This window comes from Microvirga aerilata, assembly GCF_016743775.1.
Classification (GTDB): Bacteria; Pseudomonadota; Alphaproteobacteria; order Rhizobiales; family Beijerinckiaceae; genus Microvirga; species Microvirga aerilata.
The window spans coordinates 1-2,088 of record NZ_JAEQMY010000244.1; the positions used below are offsets into that span (position 1 = coordinate 1).

Sequence of the window (2,088 nt, forward strand, 5' to 3'; positions counted from 1 at the left end):
CAGACATCCGGTACAACCACCTCCGTCCATCCCCTGATTGAGAGCAACCGGGTTGAGGGAACCCCGGTCTACAGTCCGCAAGGCAAGCACGTCGGCACGATCCACCATCTGATCATCGAGAAGGTAAGTGGGCGGGTGGTGTACGCGGTGATGTCCTTTGGTGGCTTTCTCGGGTTTGGCAGTCACGAGCACACAATCCCATGGGAGAAGCTTAACTACGACACCCAGCTTGGCGGCTTCCGCACCGACATCACACAAGAGGAGCTAAGCGGTGCTCCGGTGGTTTCCGGGGACGAGAAGGATTGGTGGGATCGCAGACGCGAGCAAGACCTGCATGACCACTACAAGGTGCCGACCTACTGGGGCTGGTGAGAAGCGGAAACAACCGCCTGTAAACGGGAGCATGGCGTCAGGTGCCGGTCGCCGAGCTTGGGGCGGTGCGTGATGACACAGCTAAGTTCGAGAGATCACCGAGCCAACAGACTTCTGGCTGCGCTGGAGCCCGAGGACTTTGCTTATCTCGAACCGCACCTGGAAATCGTGGACCTACTCAAAGGTCAGGTGCTCTATGAGGCGGGTGACACCATTCGCTATACCTACTTTCCTCACGATGCGGTCGTGTCACTGCTCAACCTCCTGGAGGATGGGGGCTCGGTTGAGGTGGCAGTGTTCGGGCGTGAGGCGGTGTTCGGTCTGATCAGCGCCCTGTTCACCCGTGAGTCCTTCGGACGCTACATTGTCCATATTCCTGGCAGCGCCTCACAGGTAGACATCGAGTGGGTGCGCGAGGCGGTCAATGTGTGCCCACGCTTTCGAGTGCTGCTGCATCGCTTTACCGAGGCGCTGCTCGCCCAGACGTTTCAGACCGTAACCTGCAACGCTGTTCACACGGTTGAAGCTCGCTGCTGTCGCTGGCTTCTGAGCACACAAGACCGGGTGGATCAGAACACCCTTCCACTCACCCACGAGTTGCTGGCCGAGATGCTGGGCGTTCAGCGTCCCAGTGTCAGCATTGTCTTGCGTACACTCCAGAGTGTAGGGGTGATCAGCCAGGGCAGAGGCAGCATTGTTGTGACAGACCGGGCTGGCCTCGAAGAAGTCGCCTGCGAGTGCTACGGCAGAATCCGCCGCAGCTATGAGCGTCTGCTACCCCATACCTATATCTAAGCTTGTTTCGGTTAGCGAAAGGTAGCCTCTGGCGGAAGCGTGGCAGTAAGACGGCTGCATGGCGGCGCTGCTCTAACATAAGTTAACAAAAATCACCCCTTCTGTTCGATCCCGAACAGACACATCATGCCTTCCGCAGCATCCTTTCTGCAAATCAACAAGATACCAAGAGGAAACCGATGGCTGAGAACAAACCGCGTCCTGCACACTCTGCTCAGCAGGCATCGTTGCCGAGGATGTATTCCCCTGAGCTTCAGCCCTTGCTCCAGTCACTCCTGGCAACCTTGGCTGACATTGACTTCGAATATGAGCGCGAGCGAGACACGATCAGTACCCGCACAACAGATATGAACCTCAAGATACGGGTGCTGGAGAAACTCAGAGAACACCATCGCGAGCGACGCGAGCCTTACATCCAGCAACTCGCGATCCTGCAAGAGCGCGTCCGCCAGACATGCCAGTAGGCTGCTCCATCCGCCGCAGGGCTACGCGCCATGACAGACGAGGAGATTGCGGTCGTTGCCGAGGAACTGGCCAGGAGCAGTGGCCCCTCCTGGTATCCAGCACGTGTGCAGGCCCCCCTCACGCGAGTGTTGACGGACCAGTACCGTGAACAAGCCTGTGTGGTCATTGCCGCCCTGGATCATCTCAGGACGGGTGGAGGAGATACCTCTCAGGTACCGGATGCGCGGAGGGACGGAACCCCGGCTACCTTCCGCCGAAACCCGATCAGTGATGCTCAACCTGGTGCGACCATAATCTACCGTCCTCCGGAGGACCAACGGGCATACCCATGCCGGGTCGTGGAGATTCAGGGGACCCGCGCCTATTTAGCCCCAATTCTCAGGACATGTGTGGGATGGGTGTCGATGGAACGGCTTGAGATATCAACTGATGACCAAAGCCCTGGCAGCTAAGAAC

The 2,088-nt window shown here is 58.3% G+C and carries 3 protein-coding genes; all 3 read left to right on the plus strand.

Going from position 1 to position 2,088, the window contains the following annotated elements:
* Positions 1 to 33 precede the first annotated feature (33 nt).
* The 3 genes from JKG68_RS32040 (at position 34) to JKG68_RS32050 (ending at position 1,631) form a co-directional block, all read left to right on the plus strand.
* Positions 34 to 372: a PRC-barrel domain-containing protein gene (locus tag JKG68_RS32040; RefSeq protein WP_246516126.1), complete on the plus strand. Its 339-nt coding sequence runs from the start codon at positions 34 to 36 to the stop codon at positions 370 to 372.
* Between the two features lie 72 nt (positions 373 to 444).
* Entirely contained in the window at positions 445 to 1,167 is a 723-nt protein-coding gene (locus JKG68_RS32045; RefSeq protein WP_202066435.1) for a Crp/Fnr family transcriptional regulator, read from the plus strand.
* A 179-nt stretch (positions 1,168 to 1,346) separates the two neighbouring features.
* The gene (locus tag JKG68_RS32050) at positions 1,347 to 1,631 is read left to right on the plus strand and encodes a hypothetical protein (RefSeq protein ID WP_202066436.1); all 285 of its coding nucleotides are present in this window, start codon (positions 1,347 to 1,349) and stop codon (positions 1,629 to 1,631) included.
* Positions 1,632 to 2,088: the final 457 nt, after the last annotated feature.

Bases quoted from the DNA above. Each gene is read 5' to 3' on its own strand.
- JKG68_RS32045 (WP_202066435.1), top strand. From the start codon at position 445: ATGACACAGCTAAGTTCGAGAGATCACCGAGCCAACAGACTTCTGGCT.
- JKG68_RS32050 (WP_202066436.1), top strand. From the start codon at position 1,347: ATGGCTGAGAACAAACCGCGTCCTGCACACTCTGCTCAGCAGGCATCG.